Origin of the sequence: Paenibacillus sp. FSL R5-0341 (assembly GCF_037975235.1) — a bacterium.
In the GTDB taxonomy this organism is placed as follows: Bacteria; Bacillota; Bacilli; order Paenibacillales; family Paenibacillaceae; genus Paenibacillus; species Paenibacillus amylolyticus_A.
On the sequence record NZ_CP150241.1, the window covers coordinates 3,486,013 to 3,506,884 of the forward strand.

Consider the following 20,872-nt stretch of genomic DNA (forward strand, 5'->3'; position numbering starts at 1 on the left):
GTGATACTCTCAATAAAAGTGAATAGAATTCAATATAGCATTCAGTAAAATTGAAAGATGAAGGGAGGATCATCAGATGGAATTGCGTCAACTGAATACGTTTTGTACAGTTGCAACAACTTTGAATTTCACGCGGGCAGCAGAAGCGCTGAGCTACGTTCCTTCCAACGTCACGATGCAAATTAAAGCATTGGAAGATGAGCTAGGTGTTCGCCTCTTTGATCGGTTGGGTAAGCAACTCGCACTCACAACTGCGGGTAAACGCTTTTTAACACACGCCCAAGGTGTTCTTGAAAAAATGGACGAAGCTCGTAGTGCTGTCCATGATAATGAAATACTAAGTGGCACCTTAACGATAAGTGCGAATGAGGTTATTTGCTCCTATCGGCTTCCACCTGTCTTCCAACGGTTTCGTTCGCAGCATCCGGGGGTTCGTCTAATCTTCCGCTCAGTGCCGAACCAAGAACTCAAGCAAACGCTCTTTGAGGGAACCACGGATATTGTTTATATGTTGGATGAACCCATTCGTTCGAGTGGACTTTCCGTGGAACCTTTGCTGGAAGAACATTTCCGATTGTTAGCTGCTCCAGATCACTCACTCGCCAATCGAACTGTGCTGCAATTGGAAGATTTTCATGATGAAGTGTTCCTGACCAATGAGAAGGGGTGTCCATATCGAACGATGTTTGATCGGTCATTTGAGAAAGAGGGCATTGATAACATTACATATTTAGAGTTTCAAAGTGCTGAAGCCATTAAACAATGTGCAATTTCAGGAATCGGTATTGCCTTTCTTCCTGAGATCGTCGCGGAATCTGAAGTTGAACGCGGAGAACTTGTTGTCCTCCCATGGCAAATTCCGGACTTGCAGGTATATACACAGATGTTGTGGCACAAAGACAAGTGGCTTTCACCAATCATGTTATCTTTTATAGAAGCAACCAGGGAAATTTTTGGTTCACAGAATGAGAATAAAACCGAATAGCTTATGTATGAGACATCAAACTGTGGAGCACAGTAAAACGCTGTTGAAAGTGAGTAGACAATATATGATTCCATTAGTATACGACCAGATTAACCATTGGGGAAAAGACGATGAATTTTTCCTTGCATTGTTAAAGAGATTACAAGTAGAATCTATAGCTGACCTGGGCTGTGGAACAGGAAGATGGACTACTCATCTTGTTCCGTGCGGTTATAAAATTACCGCTATAGATCCCAATGAAGAAGCGATTGAAATGGCCCGAAGTAAAGATAATTCTGGGAATGTGGATTGGATTGTAGGTGATAGTGCGGATTTACAAACCAATACCTATGATGCGGTAATCATGACAGCCAATGTTGCACAGGTATTTCTTACAGATGACAGTTGGAAGCGAGTAATCTCAGACGTATTCCGATCCCTAAAAAGGGGGGGGGGCACTTTATTTTTGATACAAGAAACCCTTTGGTAAAAGTATGGGAAGAATGGGAGAAGGACAACACTCCTGACTTAGCTAAAGATAGACTAAGCGGAGATCCTTTAGAAATTTATACAGAATATGAAGGGTTTGAGGGAGATATTTACACTTTCTATGAAATTGTAAAAAATACTAAAACTGACAAAGTATTAGTTCATGAAAAAATGCAGCTGAGGTTTCGAAATCAAGCAGAATTCAATGAGTCGCTGAAACAAATCGGTTTTTCAAAAATTAAAACATATGGGGATTGGGAATTTAAACAAGCAAATTCTGAGAATAGATCGTTTATTTTTCATTGTGTAAAATAGCAGTTAGTAAAAAATGTCGAGGGACCAGAACATCGTCCCATTGAAAGTCGCTATTATAGCGACTTTTTTATTTTATAACTACAACACATTATTTCGTTCAAAATCCATTCATTGAAATTTGTCCATATATGATGAACTGGAGTATGATGAGGGAAGGCGATGCTGATAATTACCATATAATCAATACCAAGTTTAGAGCAGAAATTTATATAGGTCTAAAGCTTTTGGACCCGGCTATACAACACCATACTACCTTGAAGGGGGACATCTGTTTTGGATGAGCAGTTTCTAGATTTATTGGCCGAGAAATATGATACGGAAGAAAAAATTATAACAGAGATCATCAACCTTGAAGCGATCTCCAATCTCCCGAAGGGAACCGAGCATTTTGTCAGTGATTTGCATGGGGAGTTCCAGGCTTTTCAGCATGTACTACGAAACGGTTCGGGTACCGTCAAAGAGAAAATCAAAGAATTATTCCGGAAGGTTTGGACGGATCAAGAAATCAATGATTTTGCGGCGTTGGTTTATTACCCGGAAGAAAAAATACAGCTGGTTATAGGGGAAATGAGCAATAAACAGGCTTTGAACCAGTGGTACAGACTAACAATTGAACACATGCTTAAGCTTATTTCTTATGCCTCTTCCAAATATACACGCTCAAAATTGCGTAAAGCTCTGCCGGAGCAATATGTATATATTGTGGAAGAGCTTCTATACAAGACGGATTCGACCAACAATAAGGATCCTTATTACGAAGAAATATATCGGCAAATTATATCCTTGGGCCAGGCGGACAATCTCATTATCGGCCTTGCTTATACGACACAGCGCCTGGTGGTTGACCATCTTCATGTGGTTGGAGATATCTATGACCGGGGGCCGTACCCCGATAAAATTATGGATACGCTGATCAACTACCATTCTGTAGACATACAGTGGGGGAACCATGATGTCCTCTGGATCGGAGCCTATGCAGGTTCTCTGGTCTGCCTTGCGAATATTATTCGGATCTGCGCCAGATACGACAATCTGGACATCATTGAAGATGTATACGGAATCAATTTGCGCCCACTGCTAAACCTGGCGGAGAAATATTATGAAGACAATCCGTCCTTCAGACCTAAGTTACAGGCTGACCATAATGTATCGGAGCAGGAAATTCTGCAGATCACCAAAATTCACCAAGCCATTGCCATGATTCAGTTTAAACTTGAAATCCCGATTATCAAGAGACGCCCATACTTTAATATGTCTGAAAGACTTTTGCTGGAGCAGATTGATTACGACAAAAATGAAATCAACATCGGCGGTAAAACGTACCTGCTGGAAAACACCTGTTTTGCAACCATAAATCCGCAGAAGCCTGAACAATTGCTGGAGGAGGAACGCCAGGTGATGGAAAAGCTGCTGTTTTCCGTTCAGCATTCCGAAAAGATGGCCAGACATATGAATTTTCTCATGAAAAAGGGTAGCCTTTATTTAAAATACAACGGGAATTTGTTAATCCACGGCTGTATTCCTTTGGATGAAGAAGGAAATATGGAAGAAATGCAGATTGAAGACAAGACATATGCAGGCCGTCAATTGCTCGATGTTTTTGAAGATCACTTACGTTACGCCTTTGCGCATCCGGAAGAGACAGAAGATCTGGCGACAGATATGGTATGGTACATCTGGACAGGGGAATGTTCCTCGCTCTTTGGAAAGAGAGAAATGACCACTTTTGAACGGTACTTTATCCAAGATAAAGATGCACATAAGGAGAGAAAGAACCCTTACTACCATTTACGTGAAAATGAAGAGATCTGTCGAAAAATCTTGCAGGAGTTTGAATTGAATCCAGATCATGGACATGTCATTAACGGCCACACACCAGTCAAAGAAAGTCGTGGAGAGAGTCCTGTTAAAGCAAACGGAAAAATGATCGTTATTGACGGCGGCTTTTCCAAAGCCTATCAATCCACAACGGGAATTGCTGGATATACCTTGTTATACAATTCCTTTGGCATGCAGCTTGTCGCCCATCAGAAATTTAATTCAAAAGAAGATGTGTTATGTAACGGAACGGACGTGTTATCTCTAAAAAGATTGGTGGACAAAGAACTGGCGCGGAAGCTGGTGAGAGAAACCAATGTAGGCGAAAAGCTGCTGTGGAAAATCTCAAATCTGAAGGATCTATTAGACTATCGCCACATGAAATGAAACGATTGCTAAAAGTACACACCCGGATCAGCAATTTGAGTGCAATTTGTCGTAGACGCTCGTATTGGGCAGGGAAGTAATAATATCCTGTCTGTGCGAGCCTTTATTTTGCAACAGTACGATGTAACAGCAAACTTTATGACTTACAGTTGAACTAAACGAGGATTTTCAATTGGTGTAGAGGAGGAAGATATGGGCTACAATTCACGGAAGGAAACAGTGTTTGAAATGAAACGGTTCCGTAACTGTACCATAGCGGCAGGTCGTCGTCATACCGTTGCTCTTAAATCTGACGGAACAGTAACAGCTGTGGGTGACAATAAATACGGTCAATGTAAGGTAAGCGATTGGTGCCATATCGTCGCAGTTGCGGCTAGTAATGTTCATATGGCTACGAACACCGGTAATGCACATACCGTTGGTCTTAAATCCGATGGTACGGTAACTGCTATCGGTTGGAATAAGCATGACCAATGCAATGTAAGCGAATGGCGCGATATCGTAACCGTTTCGGCAGGTTGGTGCCGTACTGTCGGGGTTAGATCAGATGGCACCGTGGTTGCGGTGGGGCGAAATAATGAAGGGGAATGCAACGTGAGCAGCTGGCATGATATTGTATCGGTCACGACGGGTGACTGGCATACAGTCGGTCTAAAATTAGACGGAACGGTAACAGCCGTTGGTAACAATAAGTATAACCAATGTAGCGTAAACGACTGGGGCGACATATTAGCTGTTTCGGCGGGGTATCTTCATACTGTTGGGCTTAGATCGGATGGCACGGTAGTGGCTGTGGGTAGAAATAATGAAGGGGAATGCGACGTAAGCCAATGGCGCGATATTGTAGCAGTTGCAGCGGGGAGTTATCATACTGTTGGTCTTAAGTCCGACGGAACGATGGTTGCTGTGGGTTCGAATAAACATCACCAATGCGATCTAAGTGGCTGGCACGAAATTAGATCTGTTTCGGCGGGGTGTGCCCATACAATTGGACTGAAATCGGATGGTACGATGGTTGCTGTGGGTGATAATGATTATGGACAATGTGATGTAAGCAGATGGGGTAGCATCCAACAATATTAATTGTCGAGGACAAGAACGTATTCCCATTGAAGTCGCTAAGTTAGCGGCTTTTTTGTTTTAAGGAACCAAGTCTTGTCCCAAGCTGAGGATAAAAACATTGTGTCATTATGCCCAGTTTATCTATCGCCTGGCTGCAACCTTTGTCGTGTCAAGGGAAGATGAGTTGCACGGGAATGACGGCGTTCTTAGGAGAATAAATATCTTCCATCTGTTCACATAACAGCTTGACGGCTGTTCGTGCCATTTCCTGTTCATCCTGCTGCACATAAGCTACGCCTGAAAGATGTGGATTATCGAAAGATAGTAAATCGATATTTGAGTGTTCGTTCAGAAGACTGATCGCGGCGGATGTGAGGCGTGCTGTTTCTTCAGTCAAGGAGAAGGCTGCCGAAATTCCACTGTGGTTCTGCAAGAAGTTGCTTACATAGTCCAATGCTTGCTCGCTGCGTAGAATGTCGAGAGGAATGTGACACCACAAGCGCTTGTCAATCGAGATGCCTTGATCTGTGTACGCCTGCTCGAAGCCGAGCGTGCGGTCCTCGACGGCTGTATTGGCATTTTCAGGTGAGATGAGCGCAATCTGCTGATGACTCTTGGATAGCAAATGAGATACAGCCTTATACGCACCGCCGTAATTGTCGGATGTAATGGTGTACGTCTCAATGTTGCGCAGATAGCGGTCGATGAACACACACGGGAATTTATCGAGCGACAGACGCAGTAATGATTCGTTGTACTTCTCATCTTCTGTTGGAAAAACGATCAGCCCCTTCACACCGAGCTCCGTTAGTGTACGAATGACGTTTGATTCGATAGAGGAGGACTCGCGCGTGATACTTAGTACCATGCTGAGGCCGGCTTCTTGCAAGAAGTGTTCCGTGTAGTCAACGAGCTTCTGAATGACACGGGTTCTCATCGTCGGAATGATGAAGCCAATGAGCGGCATCGAGGACGCGCGGCATGGGGATGGTGAGAAATTGATGCTAGAAACAACAAGACTAGAAGAGACGAATGAGCCTTTGCCTTGTACGCGTATAATTAATCCTTCGTCAGCTAGTAGGGTTAGGGCGTTCTTGACTGTTATTTTACTTACTCTGAATTCGTCCATTAGTTCTTGCTCAGAAGGAATGCGATCCGTTGGCCGAAGCTGCCCTGATTTAATTTTTTGCATAATATTTTCTCGAATTTGTTTGTAGAGCGCCAGCTTTTTCAAATAGTAGCATCTCCCCATAAACTTTATGATTTTATAATCAATTGGTTATATAAAGCTTATTTCATATATATTATAATACGGCGTGTAAAGCGCTTACAATACGGAATCTGAGAAATTGTTGCGAAGGGGTCTTTTCTTTGAAAGGTTAGAATTATGTTAAGGATGGTGGTGCCAAGGTGTATCAAAACCGCTTAAATTAACAGAACTAACTAGTCAGCCGACTTTTCAAATGCATAACAAAAAAAGAGAGGATGACGAACAAATGAAAAAACGCAGTGCTTTAATCTCCATCGTTACACTCCTTATTATGTCACTTGTTTTTACTGCATGTGGTAATCCTTCCGGTTCAAAAACGGAAACGCAGCAATTAGGCGCTAATGCCGGCGAGAATGCAACAGAATTATCATTTTGGACATTCGTAGATTTGCACGGCAAGCATTTGGATAAAATGCTGGGGTTATGGAACCAACAGAACCCAGACAAACAGATTAAGTTAAATGTAACGGTTATGCCTTATGATGATATGCACAACAAGCTCTTGTTGGCAGTTACCAGTGGAAAAGGTGCTCCTGATATCGCGGATATTGAGCTTGGTCAATTCCCTAAATTCTTGGAAGGTGACAACGTTCCACTGGAATCTTTGAATGATGTATTTGCACCATACAAAGACGTGGTTGTTCCTTCACGTGTCGAGATTTATTCCAAAGCCGAACAGGTTTATGGATTCGATTATCACGTAGGTGCAACGCTTGCTTTCTACAATACTGAAATTCTCGAGCAAGCAGGTGTTGACTACAAGACAATCAAAACGTGGGAAGATTACAAACAAGCAGGTATCAAGGTTTATGAAAAGACTGGCAAGTACTTAGGTACTGCTGATACATCAGCTACGTGGCAAGCATCGCTGCTGCTAGCTCAGCAAAACGCTGATTTTACAGATGAAAATGGTAATCCAAAAGTGAACTCGCCTGAAATGATTAAAGCGTATGAAATGTTAGTCGATCTGCAGAAGAACAATGTTATTCATACGATCCCTGGCGGACAACCCGACACAGAAGAAGCAAAAGGCGAATACAACAAAGGCAACTACGCAAGTGCATTGATGCCTGAGTGGTATATGTCCCGCTTTGTAAACGAAATGAAAGACCTTAAAGGTAAGTATGCAATAGCTCCATTGCCTGTATTTGAAGAAGGTAATCCTCGTTCCGTTGGCTTAGGCGGTACTGGCACAGTTGTTACTAAGAATGGTAAAGACGTTCAGTTGGCAAAAGAATTTGTAGCCTTTGCTAAGCTTTCAAAAGAAGCTACTACTGAAATCTGGAATACACTTGGATTTGACCCAATCAACATGGAAGTATGGAAAGATGATGCAGTTACGAAAAACCCTGATAATGAATACGTCCAATACTTTAAAACAAATGCATTTGATACTTTGAATGAAATCAAGGACGAAATTAGAGCGATTAAGTCCGTTAAAGCCTCACCAACCATCGGCAATATCTTCAATACGGTAACTTTGAATGCTATCTTTGAAGATGGCCAAGACGTGAAGGAAGCTTTGGATGAAGCACAAGCAGCAATTGAACAAGAATTGAAATAAATATAATAAGTAAATGATTTGATTAAACCTGTCGGCAGGTATAGTGGTCGGCAGGTTTAACCTTAGTCAGGGGAGATTGAGAATATGATAAAGAAATTTGTATACTCTCAAAAAGTTGCGCCTTATGTTTTTGTACTGCCATTTATACTTATATTTTTGATATTCTGGTTTTTTCCACTTGTAAATTCATTCGTAATGAGCTTTCAAGATAGAATGTTAGGACAGGATCCTAAATGGATTGGTGAAGCGAATTATTCGAAATTACTTACTGATAAAGTGTTTTTGACATCTATTAAAAATAGCGTTGTGTACATGTTAGGAACCTTAGTGCTGTTAATTCCTTTTCCCATGTTATTCGCCGTTATGATCAACAGTAAGTTAATGAAGGGAAGAGAGTTTTTTAAATCTTCGTTCTTTCTCCCTGCATTGACTTCTGTCGCAGTTGCGGGTACCATTTTCCGCCTTACATTCGGTGAAATGGAAGGTTCATTAATGAATACTTTCCTGGGTCTATTTGGTATAGAGCCTATTAAATTTTTGAAAGACGGAAATTGGAGTATGGCAGCGCTGTTAATCCTCGCATGTTGGAGATGGACAGGTGTTAATATGCTTTACTATCTATCCGGTTTGAAAAGCATTGACAATGAATATTATGAGGCTGCTTCAATTGACGGGGCATCTGCTTGTCAGAAGTTTAGAACGATCACAATGCCATTATTGAAGCCGACCACGGTATATGTTACGACAATTAGTGTTTATGCAGGTTTAGCCATGTTTACCGAGAGCCTGATGATGTTTAACGGTAACAATTCACCCAAAAATATTGGCTTAACCATTGTTGGATACCTGTATAGACAAGGGATTGAGCAGAATAAGCTGGGTTACGCAGCTGCAGTTGGTATCGTTCTGTTAGTCATTGCTATGGTTATCAATTTAACGCAGTTGAAATTTAGTGGAATGTTCAAAAAGGAGGAGGATTAAAGTGGGCAGAAGTCAGACGAGGAGTGATTTCATCTCTAGAATAGTAATTATTTGTTTATTCATTATACTATTCGTTATAATTATGATCCCATTCTACGCAGTGGCCCTATCTTCCTTTAAACCCGGTGAATCATTAGTTAGATATGGTCTTAACCTAAGTTTGGATTTTGAAATCATGAGTTTTGATAATTTCATCTATCTGTTTACTGGACAACATGATTATTTTGTGTGGTTTTGGAACAGTATGATTTTAACAATCGTTCAAGTGGTTTTAACACTTTTTGTAAGCGCATTTGTTGCATATGGTTTTGCAGCATATCATTTTAAAGGTAAGAACTTCCTCTTTATATGTGTTTTGCTCATTATGATGGTGCCTTTCGAAATACTGCTGGTTCCCTTGTACAGCCTAATTAATGATTTGGGAATGGTGAATAGCTATTCGGCAATCATTTTGCCCGGTATAGCCAATGCCGCGACAATATTTTTCTTCAGGCAGTATCTACGAAGCATACCCAAAGAGATTATTCAATCTGGGCGGGTTGATGGCGCAAACGAGTATGCGATTTATTTCAGACTAATTATGCCGATTATGAAGCCATCCTTTGCAGCAATGGCCATTCTGAATGGTATGAATAGCTGGAATAATCTATTATGGCCATTCATGGTGCTCGGAGATCAGAGTAAATATACACTTCCAATCGGTTTGAAAACGTTGTTAACTCCTTATGGCAATAACTATGACTTATTGATCGTAGGATCCTTCTTCTCCATCATTCCAATTTTCATACTGTTCATTGCTTTTCAGAAATATTTCATAGACGGTATGACTGCAGGCGCTGTCAAAGGGTAGTGTAAATTATGATGAAACAGGTGATACGATGGAAATCCAACAACGAGCGTTACACGACATTCAACCATTGATTGAGCAAAGAGCTGATCCTTTTATTTACCGACATTCGGACGGTTATTATTACTTCGTAGCATCCGTTCCGGAGTATGATCGGATTGAAATCCGTAGAGCCCAGAACCTTGAGGGGCTTGTTACATCAACTCCTGTAGTGATCTGGAGAAAGCGCGAGACCGGTATCCTTAGTGCTAATATTTGGGCACCCGAACTGCATTTTATTGATGACAAATGGTACGTGTATTTCGCTGCCGCACACACGACGGAAACGAATGAAGGCTTGTTCGACCATCGGATGTACGTGCTAGAGAATGAAAATGCCAATCCGCTCGAAGGCATTTGGACGGAAAGAGGGCAAGTTCGTACCGAGTGGGAAAGCTTCGCCCTCGATGCCACTACCTTTGAGCATAATGGAAGCCGTTATTACGTATGGGCACAAAAGGATCCGAATATTGAAGGTAACTCTAATCTGTATATATCTAAAATGAGCAATCCGTGGACGTTGACTGGGCCGCAAACGATGATTTCGCTGCCGGAGTATGACTGGGAAATCATTGGTTATAAAGTGAACGAAGGTGCGGCATTTCTTCGCAAGGGTAATCGGGTATTCCTCTCTTACTCGGCTAGCGCCACCGATTTCAATTATTGCATGGGCCTACTTGAAGCCGATGCGGATGCTGATTTGCTCGATGCCACCTCATGGCGCAAGTCGCAAGCAGCGGTTTTCTCGACAGATGAGAGCATCTCAATGTATGGTCCCGGTCATAATTCCTTCACGGTGTCAGAAGACGGCGAAGAGACGCTATTTGTGTTCCACGCAAGAACGTACAAGAACATTATAGGAGATCCGCTGTACGATCCGAATCGCCATACATTTGTGACGGAGCTTTTGTGGACGGCTGACGGCAAACCCGATTTCCGCGGCTCTGTTGCAGCACTTGCACGTTCTGTACAGTGAACGAGTGTCCCAACAAGGTTGATTGATGGATTGGAGTTCGTTTATCCAACTTGCCAAAGAGAGACAGTTAGAACATCGAAGGCACCCTACTGGGTGCCTTCGACTTCGCTCAACAGATAATGCGTCGAACCGAATTACCCGAGAGCGTTATGAAATATCTATAGTTGTAGGTTGTCTTCAGCTTACGATTATTCCTGGCATATTCCTATTGAAAGTCGCTAATTCAAATCTTAACAGGCAGCCTAAATTTTGCACAGTTTTCAAATTTATTATAGGTTGTAATTATGTAAATTTCAGTTGGAAATGATGATTTCAGCTTGATGTAATGATTTGTAAAATAAGGTTATCAGAAAAGAACAAGGAGAGGTTCCCATGACAAAGCCAGACGTCACGCACCATCCACAGACATTAGGGTATAGCCATAAAATCAATGATCCATTCTGGTCGCATTATATTGAACTGGTCCGCAACGTAGTTGTTCCTTATCAATGGGAAGCGCTCAATGACCGTATCGAAGGAGCTGAACCAAGCCGGGCCATACGCAATTTCCGCATTGCTGCAGGGGATGAAGAGGGCGTTCATTATGGCATGGTTTTTCAGGATAGTGATGTTGCGAAATGGATTGAAGCAGCATCGTACCTGCTCGCCGCGAAACCCGATCCGGAACTTGAAGCCCTCGTGGATTCTGTTATTGAGACCATAGCTCGGGCACAGCAAGCCGATGGTTATTTGAACACGTACTTCACCCTGCGTGAACCTGGGGCGCGCTGGACGAACCTCGCCGAGTGTCATGAACTTTATTGTGCAGGACATATGATTGAGGCTGGTGTGGCGTACTATCATGCCACGGGCAAGCGCACGCTGCTGGATGTGGTTATTCGCCTGGCCGATCATATAGGCACCGTGTTTGGTACAAAGCCGGGACAATTGCCAGGTTATGATGGGCATCAGGAGATTGAACTTGCACTCTTCAAATTGTATGAGACGACAAAAGAAGAGAAATATCTGGAACTGAGCCGTTATTTTCTGGATCAGCGGGGAGCGAGTCCGCATTTTTTTGTAGAGGAATGGGAGCAAAGAGGCCGTACCATACATTTTGGCGAGTTGGATATGGTTCACCGGCACACGTACTCGCAGTCCCATCTGCCTATTAGGGAGCAGTCGACAGCAGAAGGCCATTCGGTTCGACTGGTTTACATGTGCGCGGCTATGGCAGATGTAGCTGCGAAGACGGAGGATACATCGCTGAAAGAAGCCTGTGAACGGTTGTGGAGCAACATCGTAAGCAAGCGAATGTACATTACGGGAAGCATTGGTTCATCAGCCAAAGAAGAAGCATTTACAGGCGATTATGATCTGCCTGGAGATACCGCCTACGCAGAGACCTGTGCCTCAATTGGCCTGATTTTTTGGGCGAAGCGCATGCTGCAGATGGAGCAGGATAGCCGGTACGCAGATGTTATGGAGCGAGCCCTGTACAACACGGTGATTAGTGGAATGTCTCTGGATGGTCAACGTTTCTTCTATGTGAATCCGCTTGAAGTCGATCCGAAGATGCAACGTGTAAATCCTAATTATGCCCACGTGCGAACACGCCGGCAAGGGTGGTTTGGTTGTGCTTGCTGTCCGCCGAACATTGCGCGATTACTTGCCTCATTGGATCAATATGTATATACCCCGGCTGTGGAACAGGCTACGTTGTATGTACAATTGTACATCGGAGGGGAAGGGGAATTCACACTTGAGGGTAGGAGAGCAGCCTTAACCATGGACTCTGACTATACCTCCACTGGAGATGTGAAGCTGATCGTTCGGCCTGATTCCCCAGAGGGAATGCAATTTACGATAGCTCTGAGAAAGCCGGACTGGTGCAAGATTCCCGAGCTATGGATTAACGGGGAAAAGAGCGAACAGGATGGTTTTACTTTTGAATACGGTTACATAAAAGTGACCCGATCGTGGAATGCCGGTGATGAGATTAAACTTCACTTCCCTATGGAGTTGCTGCGGATGAAAGGGCATGATCACATCAAAGCCACTTTCGGAAAAGTAGCCATCCAGCGGGGACCGTTTATGTACTGTCTCGAAGAAGTCGACAATGGCCGCGGATTGCATCGCATTCAGTTGCCCCGGGATGCCGAGTTTCATATCGGTAGCGGGGAACAGATACCTCTAGGGGTTCCGGCTCTTACAACCATTGGGCAGAGAATCGTATCCCAAGAAGACTGGGGAATACATCTGTATCGCAGTGATGTTCACTGGGATACACAGCCTGCCGAGCTTCGGTTCATTCCTTACTTCACTTGGGCCAATCGGGATGAAGGAGAAATGAGCGTTTGGATTCGCGAAAGCGAATAAGTAGAAGTCTACTAGTGCTGCTGTAATAAGGTATGCAAAAGGAAAGCTCCCGACAGACCCACAATACGCGCTGTAGGATAACGCGATCTTTGATGAGCGGACAAATGGGCGGGGGGATGAAATGAAGGATGGGCGAGTCCAATCCGGCACCTCAGTGGAGTAACGGTTATAGGATTCGATTATCTTAACAATCGACTTAGAGATTCTACTTTAGACGAAAGAATGAACGTCATTTTCGCTGGATCGGTCAAAGGTATTTCGTAAAAGAAACTATACTTACCGGTTTAAGAGAATTAAACCCCTAATGGATATGATCACATATATACAGGAGGTTATAATGACAATGATTTCGAAGAAGTGGAAGCCGCTCATGATTGCGCTGCTCCTGGCATTTTCAAGTCTGCCGCTGCAGGTTAGTGCTTTGCCTGGGGCCGCGACGGCTGCGGTAAAGACTGGTATCTCCAATGCCAGCCTGTCGGCCAAAGTCGGCGACTTAGGTCAGATTGAAGAGCTCTATATCAACAACAATCCTACCAATAAACAGGGGAAGCCAATCAATTTCGTCCTGCCTAACACTACATCGCCGCAGAATGGTACCCAGCACCAATGGATGGGGGAACTGATCTTCTCTTACCGTACGGGTGCCAATGGACAATTCCCTGATAACAGGGACGGCTTTGTAGAAGTTGATACCAATAAAACATTGGCTGCCGGGGGATCTACACAAGTCTCGACCATTAATCCGGATAACCCCTATATGAACAAGACCGCATCAGCAGACGGCAAGAAGGTAGAAGTCAACTTTATTGGACAGAACCTGAATTCTACAGACCAGCGGGTAATGAAGGGCTTCGATGTGAAATCCGTTTTTGATATGGAAACCGATGATGGTTCAATGCTTTGGGAAATTACGGTGAAGAACAAAAGCAATCAGTATATCGAATTCGGGGATATCGGCTTGCCGATGCCTTGGAATAATAAATATCAGACCTTATCCGATACCTATGATGACCGTGTGACGGTTCATAATTTCGCAGGTGCTGACAGTGGGTATTCTTATGCCATCCGCACCAGTGGTGAGGGGAACTTCATGCTCTTCACTCCGGTGCCGGAGAGCGGCGCTCGAATCGAGTATGTGGATTATTGGATGCATGAAGCAGGAGAGCGACGTGCTGCAGATACCTTTAAGAACTGGACAGGAGACAGTGGCGGCTGGTATCCAGGGCTGAACGTGCTCTATATTCACTCCAAAGAAATCCAGAAAACGGGACGCGGATACTTCACTGATGCTTCCAGCCTCGTCCTAGGACCGGATGAGTCCAAGACGTATAAGTTCAAATTCTCAGCAGTCCGTGGAGGAGACAACACGCCACAGGAAAGTGCCCAAAGCCCAAATAACAGTTCGACCTCGATGGAAGACCGTGAAGCCAATCTGCGGTCCATCCTATATAAATCAGGCATGATTGATGCCGTAGCGGTGCCGGGCTTCCAGACTGCAATCAATATGCCTGTCAAGCTAGACCTGCACTATGACGACAATATCGTTGATGTACAATCCATCGATATTCAAAATGTGGCAGAGAATGATCCGTTTGATGAAGCGCATATTCCGGATATCAAGCCTGGGAAGAGCAGAAAGGAAATGGTTGACAACTCGCGGGCCGGACGTGGACTGTCTGACGGGAACCCTGGCTACAACGAGTCGGTTGAGTTTGTGGAGACCAAGATCGTAAATGGTGAACAGCATCACATCTATTCGCTTCAGTTTGATTCGATCGGCAATAACAGCGTGCGTATCGAATATAAGCTGAAGGACGGCAACGAATGGGTGGATAAATTCACTCAATTTGAATTTAATGTTCTAGCCGAGCTGGATGCAATCTCGGATGCCCATTCCGAATTCATGGTCCAGCAAACACAGGATAAGAACCCGGAAAGTCCGACTTATGGTAACTATTTCGACTGGTATCTTACAAGTGGCATCGATCTCAATACAAGCCATTGGGGGGATGACTGGAGCCATGATAACATCAACTTCATGACGATGAAGAACTATCTGGCTCCAAGTCCCGATGAAATTCGCTCTATCGAGACATACCTGATTGATTTCATGTGGGAACGATACATGAAGAATACGCAGGATAGCTACATCGTTGCGAACTGGCTGAAAGATTCTGGAGCGTACACCGACAAAGATAAGCCTTATACACGTACGTTCTCCGAAATCATGGAAGCTACCGGATTTTTCAACATGTACCGGATTCAGAAGGCTTATCCTAATCTGATCGAGTACCGGGAATCGCCTCAGTTTTATCTGGAGAAAGCTTATAACATCTACTATAAGCGTGTTTCCACCGGGGCCATCGGATTCTATGGCGAGCAGCAAATCCCGCATATGATTGAAGCACTGAAGGAAGAGGGGATGCAGACCGAGTCAGCCAATCTGCAGAAAAAGTTCGCCCTCGACAAGGGACGGAATATGACTAGAGCCACTTATCCTTACGGGTCGGAATTTGAATATGACAATACTGGCGAAGAAGGGGCTTATGCAGCAGCGAAAGCACTGCGCACGTACTATCCAGCAGACGCACTTACAGGTGCAGCAGAGAAAAGTATGGAAATGGCCGATTGGAAAACACGTGCCATGCGCGGGATTCAGCCTACCTGGTTCCATTATTCCGTGCCCGTTTTCCGCGGCGGTGAAGGCTGGTGGAATTTCCAATATACTGCGTCTTTGGCAGGATACATTATGGATGACTGGTTAAGGTATGAGAATGATGGCAGATCGGTGGAGCAGAAGGCCATTGCACAGCAGCGAAATTATGCCGCGAAGATTTCGAATTTCAATGCCGTCAATATGGGACAGATTTCGGCTAATTCAGTTGGCAGTACCTCTTGGAGATATTCGATGTATAAAGGAGGTACAGGTACGAAGGACGTATACGATGGCGGCTCACGCGTCATGAGTAACGGCTGGAATGATTTTTCGGGTGAATCTGAAGAAGGCCTCTATGGTTCCCTTCTCAGCATCAGCTCTGATATTGTTACAGATCCGATATTCGGGTTGTTTGGTTATGGAGCGCTGGTGAGTGACGAAGGAGACAGCTACAACATTACGCCGAAAGACGGTTTCGGCAAACGGATCAATCTGATCGATGAGAAAATCTATTTGGAGCTGGAAAGTGATAAAGTAGAAAGCGCGCAAATTCAAAAAGATGGTAAGGGTTTTACACTTCAGCTCCTGAATCCATCAGGGAAAGAGCATACTTCACGGATTTTGTTTGATGGAGTGGGGATGGAGAATGGCTACTATACCATGAAGCTGGATGGTGCAGCTGCCGGACAGTTCTATGTTCAGAACAATGAAGGCGTTGCCATGTTTCAGATGGGTAGCGTGCAGCGTGCTGAATTGATCATTGAAAAGTCAGCCGGCGGCGAAAATGAAGCTCCGCAAATTACTGTAGAGCTGGCGACACAACATCCACAGGCGTTAATTCCATTTATGCTGAATGGGATTGTAACCGATGATGGCGCGCCTAAAGGGACTCTATCTTATCAATGGGAAGTGGTCAGCGCTCCGGAAGGCGGCAAGCTAACCTTTACTCATCCGAAAGCAAGCATTACACAGGCTACGGGTACCAAAGCAGGTTCGTATACGGTTAAGCTTAGTGCAAGTGATGGACAACTGATTGGCTCCAGCCAAATCATCATCGAGCTGGCTTCACCGCCGGATAAACAGCCTCCAGCAATTGGCCAAGTGACTGCGGTTCAGGATGTTTCCAATAACAGTATCGTAGTATTGTCAGGGGAGGCCATTCCTGACCCTGTGCATAGCGAGGCAGAAGAACCCCAGTTGAAGTACACTTGGGCCGTCAAGCAAAAGCCTGAAGGTTCAGCGGACATTTCATTTGTGGATGGTGACAAAGCAGCAGCCTATGCGCGTGTAAGTACGGCAGGCACCTACACGTTTACCTTCAGTGCGGCAGACGGAGATAAGAAGGCCAGCAAGGATATAACGATAGAGATCAAGGAAGATACCGTTGACGTTTACCGGGCATTAAGCGTAGTGACCAAGAAGGATATTGAACCAGAACTTCCTAGACAAATCTATATTTTGTCAGAGGAAGGGTATCTAGAGCAGGAAATCACTTGGGATGCTATTGATCCAAGCAGCTATGCTAGTGTAGGCCAATTAGAAGCCAGAGGAACGGTCAATGGAAGTGCTTTGGAGGTATGGGCTACCGTACATGTCGTGAATACTGAGCTGCAAAATGCGGCGCTGACAGCCAAGGCTTCCGCTAGCTTCTCTGGTGGCGACGGATATCCGGAAGCGATGAATAACGGCATTGAACCTAAAAGCTCGGCAGATTTCTCTCCGAACCGAGGTGCCCCCAACAGTGCTTGGCATAACTGGGGTAGAGAAGGAGATCCAGCATGGGTGACGTATGAATGGGATCAGCCATTCCTGGCCTCATCCATGGATGTATATGTATTTCAAGACGGCGGCGGGAACTTCCGTCCGAAGGATATGCAGCTTATGCTTCGCGGCGAAGATGGGAAATGGTATACCCCGCGGGACATAAAGGGATTGGGCAATGAACTTAATAAATACAATACAACGACCTTTGAGCCAGCCTATATTACAGGTGTTCGTATGGACATGAAGCCTTCCGTTAATGGCAGTGGCATTCTGGAATGGAAGGTATACGGCTATACCGGAGCGGTAGATAAGACAGAACTGATCAAGGTCTATAACTATGTAAATACATTAAATGCTTCAAACCTTGCAGATCCAGGTCTTGCGCCAATCGAAGTGGCGAAGACAGAAGCATCTGCTGTGATCAAGAATATGAATGCCACAGACGAGGAAATTGCCCTGGCGCTCGAGAAGTTGCTGACGGATTTACGACTGCTGAGTCCGAATGACGGCAATATGGCTTTCCTCGCGAATGCTTCTTCCAGCTACACCTCACCTTGGGAGAGTCTGGCGGCAGTGAACGATGGAAGGAAGGATAGCAACAACATTTCGCATTGGGGAACCTGGGGTCATGAAGGCGCAGAGGAGTGGGTGCAATATGAATGGCCGCAGGGTACATCTATCCGGAGTTCGAATTTGGTGCTGTGGTCAGATGGCGGCGGAATCAAGCCGCCTACCCAAATTGTATATTCCTACATCCCGGCGGATAGCGCAACTGATGAATGGGTAACAGCGGGTAAGGTTACGGAGGGAATCAAAGTGGTTGAACATACTCCAGCGGAATCCTCCAATCCTTACACGTTTGACTCGGTGCTGAATGTAAAGGCAGTGCGGGTTACCCTGACCAAACAATCGCGGGCAGGCGATAACGGTGTAGGCCTATGGGAATGGGAAGTTCACCAGGCCATACCCAGTCCTGATCGTGAGGCTCCAGTAACACCGGCCGGTGTGGCACCGTCCATTCCTGATGGAGATGACGGCAAACTGATCGGTGTGACAACAGAAATGGAGTATAGGAAGGAAGGCGAAGAAGAATATATTGCAATTGCAGGAATTGAGGTCACAGGTCTCACCGCCGGTAAATATTATGTCCGGTATATGAAGAACGGTTCGCTGAGCGCCAGCCTGGATAAAGAAGTCGTTATTCCGGAAGGGCAGACTCAGGAGCAGGCTTCACCCGATGCGAGTGGGTGGGTGATCTCACACGCCAATTCGGATACCGGCTTAAAAGGCATAATTGAGGGCTTGGATGATACGATGGAACACCGGAAGCTGGGCGAAGAGGACTACACGCCTGTTACAGGTTCAAGTATCAACGATCTGGAGCCTGGCAGCTATCAGATCCGGTATGCAGCCACAGAGAGCCTAAAGGCAAGTCCGCCGGTAACCGTGGACATTCGCAATGAAACCAAGGCAGATAGAGAGGCACCAACAGCGGAAGGACTCGTCATTACACCGCCTACAGCGGCAGGCTGGAATGATGGCAGAATTGAAAATGTGACTGTCGATATGGAGTACCGAAAAGCGGATCAAGGTGGTTACATGCCGGTTAGTGGAACCAGCATTGAAGGCCTAGAGGCCGGCAGCTACGAGCTCCGGTACGCCGGGACGGATATGAGCAATCCAAGTCCTGCTATCCTGATCGTCGTACCTGACGGAACCAAGCAGGAGCAAAGTCCGCCGTCCAGTGCAGAGGTCAAGGCTGTAAATGTCCGTGCAGCCGGGGCCAAGGATGGTAAGATCACTGGTGTAAGTCCTGTAATGGAATATCGGCAAGTAGGAGTGAACGCTGGCAGCTGGAATGCCATCACAGGCACAGAGGTTACAGGTCTTGGTAACGGAATCTACGAAGTAAGATATAAAGAAACGGCAACTCAATATGCGAGCCAATCCCTTACTGTCGTTATCAGTAATCCAGTAATCAATCCGAAGCCTACGGAAACACCGCCGTCAACGGATGCTCCTGTGTCAGTGACCACACCTTCACCGGCTCCTGAAAACATCAAAGTCGAAGGAAATTGGATTAAGATTGTGGCACCGAAGACGGATACCAAAACCGGTAAAGCTAAAGGAGCACCCATCCGTCAGGAAGATCTTAATAAGGCTCTGGAGCATGTAAAGGCGAGTAGCAGTAATATTAAAACAATCATGGTGGGCATTCCGAAAGCAGAGGGTGCCAATTCCTATGCGGTTGATCTTCCTGCAGCTGCACTAACCGCAGCGCATACCAACATCAAGATTGAGATTAATACGGAATTTGGAACCGTTGCAGTACCTTCTAATTTGCTGAAGTATGTATCAGGTGCCAAAAATGTGGAACTGTCACTGAGCCGGCTAGATACTGTAAAGCTTCATTCAGATGTAAAATCAGTGATAGCCAGCAGACCTGTTATTGCATTCGCTGTGCAATTAGATGGAGAAGAAATGGCAACCTTGAATGCACCGGTTGAAATCAGACTGCCTTATACTCCTGATGTTGAAGAATTGGCCAATTCCAAATACCTTACAGTTTCGTACGTGGCTGCAAACAGTACATTTGTTCAGTTGCTGAATGGCAAATACGACAGTGCTCTACAAGCCATGGTTTTTCCAGCGGCAAACACAGGTCAATATGCCGTTGTTTATACGAAGAAGTTCTTCAATGATGTCATCAAGGATTCGTGGTACACACCAGCGGTTGAAACAATGGCGTCCAAAGGAATCATCGACGGGACATCAGCAACAAGCTTTAGTCCCGGGCAAAAGGTCACAAGAGGTGAGTATCTAGCTTGGTTGGTAAGGACACTGGATCTCAAAGCAGAGTTAAACACCACCTTCAGTGATATGAAGCGAACAGACCTCTATTATGAGGAAATCGGAATCGCCAAAGCACTCGGGATCGCCCTGGGTTCAAACGGCAGCTTCTATCCGGAAACGGAAATTGCTAGACAAGATTTGGCTGTGCTGACCATGCGGGCTTTGCGGGCAGTGGGCAAAACCGAGCAGACCCCTTCAGCTGAGGATCTCAAGAAATTTACAGATGCGGCAAATGTAGCAAAGTACGCAGTTGATGACATGGCTGCAATGGTTAGAATGGGGTTCATAAACGGGCGAAGCAATGTCACCCTGAGTCCTGGCGGAACGACAACCAGAGCAGAAGCTGCTCAGGTTCTGTATAAGATTTTCTTGCAGCTGTAATTAAAGAAACCGACCTTGATCCTGTTTTATACAGGACCAAGGTCGGTTTCCGTTTAAGGGAATGTTTCAAGCATGATGCTATGCCAATGTTAATTACCCCATACCTAAAAAAGCTCAATAACCTAAATTATTCTGTTAAATCGGCGTA

12 protein-coding genes are annotated in these 20,872 nt (G+C 45.0%); 11 read left to right on the top strand and 1 reads right to left on the bottom strand.

Annotated elements, in window-relative coordinates:
- Window positions 1-76: 76 nt before the first annotated feature.
- The 5 genes from MKX75_RS15555 (at window position 77) to MKX75_RS15575 (ending at window position 5,056) form a co-directional block, all read left to right on the top strand.
- Window positions 77-985, top strand: coding sequence for a LysR family transcriptional regulator (locus MKX75_RS15555; RefSeq protein ID WP_339165928.1), 909 nt, complete (start codon window positions 77-79; stop codon window positions 983-985).
- Between the two features lie 7 nt (window positions 986-992).
- Window positions 993-1,454, top strand: a complete 462-nt coding sequence (locus tag MKX75_RS15560; protein ID WP_339165929.1) for a class I SAM-dependent methyltransferase — start codon at window positions 993-995, stop codon at window positions 1,452-1,454.
- Complete coding sequence (locus MKX75_RS15565) at window positions 1,448-1,768, top strand: hypothetical protein (RefSeq protein ID WP_339165930.1); 321 nt, start codon at window positions 1,448-1,450, stop codon at window positions 1,766-1,768. The genes MKX75_RS15560 and MKX75_RS15565 overlap by 7 nt, the downstream gene beginning before the upstream one ends.
- 273 nt (window positions 1,769-2,041) lie before the next feature.
- Entirely contained in the window at window positions 2,042-3,973 is a 1,932-nt protein-coding gene (locus MKX75_RS15570; RefSeq protein WP_339165931.1) for a fructose-1,6-bisphosphatase, read from the top strand.
- A gap of 192 nt (window positions 3,974-4,165) precedes the next feature.
- Window positions 4,166-5,056 carry a chromosome condensation regulator gene (locus MKX75_RS15575; RefSeq protein WP_339165932.1) on the top strand — a complete coding sequence of 297 codons (891 nt, stop codon included), beginning with the start codon at window positions 4,166-4,168 and terminating at the stop codon, window positions 5,054-5,056.
- Between the two features lie 148 nt (window positions 5,057-5,204).
- Here MKX75_RS15575 and MKX75_RS15580 read toward each other — a convergent pair whose 3' ends face one another.
- Entirely contained in the window at window positions 5,205-6,287 is a 1,083-nt protein-coding gene (locus MKX75_RS15580) for a GntR family transcriptional regulator (RefSeq protein ID WP_339165933.1), read from the bottom strand.
- 244 nt (window positions 6,288-6,531) lie between these two features.
- Between MKX75_RS15580 and MKX75_RS15585 the strand changes: the two genes are divergently transcribed.
- The 6 genes from MKX75_RS15585 (at window position 6,532) to MKX75_RS15610 (ending at window position 20,724) form a co-directional block, all read left to right on the top strand.
- Window positions 6,532-7,869 carry an extracellular solute-binding protein gene (locus tag MKX75_RS15585; protein ID WP_062834704.1) on the top strand — a complete coding sequence of 446 codons (1,338 nt, stop codon included), beginning with the start codon at window positions 6,532-6,534 and terminating at the stop codon, window positions 7,867-7,869.
- Window positions 7,870-7,953: 84 nt separating this feature from the next.
- Entirely contained in the window at window positions 7,954-8,850 is an 897-nt protein-coding gene (locus MKX75_RS15590; RefSeq protein WP_339165934.1) for a sugar ABC transporter permease, read from the top strand.
- Window position 8,851: 1 nt separating this feature from the next.
- Entirely contained in the window at window positions 8,852-9,700 is an 849-nt protein-coding gene (locus tag MKX75_RS15595; protein WP_076333887.1) for a carbohydrate ABC transporter permease, read from the top strand.
- Window positions 9,701-9,728: 28 nt separating this feature from the next.
- A complete protein-coding gene (locus tag MKX75_RS15600) occupies window positions 9,729-10,712 on the top strand; it encodes a family 43 glycosylhydrolase (protein WP_076333886.1) in 984 nt (327 codons plus the stop codon).
- 372 nt (window positions 10,713-11,084) lie between these two features.
- Complete coding sequence (locus tag MKX75_RS15605) at window positions 11,085-13,070, top strand: beta-L-arabinofuranosidase domain-containing protein (protein ID WP_339165935.1); 1,986 nt, start codon at window positions 11,085-11,087, stop codon at window positions 13,068-13,070.
- Between the two features lie 337 nt (window positions 13,071-13,407).
- Window positions 13,408-20,724, top strand: a complete 7,317-nt coding sequence (locus MKX75_RS15610) for a DUF5695 domain-containing protein (RefSeq protein WP_339165936.1) — start codon at window positions 13,408-13,410, stop codon at window positions 20,722-20,724.
- Window positions 20,725-20,872 lie beyond the last annotated feature (148 nt).